Genomic DNA, 557 nt, shown 5'->3' with positions numbered 1-557 from the left:
CAACCAATTAATAAACTATCTGCTTCATCATGATTTGATATTGTTATATTTCAACCTTGATTAATTATTAATTCATTTGCTAATTTAATTGATATTTCTTTAGTTCATTTAATTAAAAAATTATCATCTATATTAAAATTTAATCTATATCAACTTTGTCATTGTTTAGGCAATATTCCATGTTTTTCTGGAATATAATATTGATATAATAAACTAAATATATGTCCTCTTAATGCTTGCATTTTTTCTGAACTACGAGCATTTAATTTATTATTAAATCCACGTTCTATAATTACATTAAAATCTTCCACTCAATATCTATATTTAGAGCATTTATAATGAGCATCATCTTCACTTGCTTTTAAAGTTAAAGGTTCAATAATTTTTTCTATAAAATCATAATGTTGATATTTATTAAAATCATAATTTAAAATTAAAATCGGAATAGCAGAAGTTATTTCACATTCTTTATCAATTAAAACATTACATTCTTCATTTCAAGATTTATTATGTTTACAACAAGGTTTTCATAAAGTAAATCCAGTATTTTTAATACT

The 557-nt window shown here is 21.2% G+C and carries 1 protein-coding gene; it reads right to left on the bottom strand.

Going from position 1 to position 557, the window contains the following annotated elements:
- The coding region (locus M0D11_RS06435; protein WP_252321158.1) for a hypothetical protein at nt 1-557 on the bottom strand (557 nt) is incomplete at both ends.

This window comes from Spiroplasma endosymbiont of Lariophagus distinguendus, assembly GCF_023846195.1.
In the GTDB taxonomy this organism is placed as follows: Bacteria; Bacillota_I; Bacilli_A; order Mycoplasmatales; family VBWQ01; genus Spiroplasma_E.
Note: the sequence above shows the minus strand (reverse complement) of the source record. Positions and strands in the feature narration are given on the sequence as shown.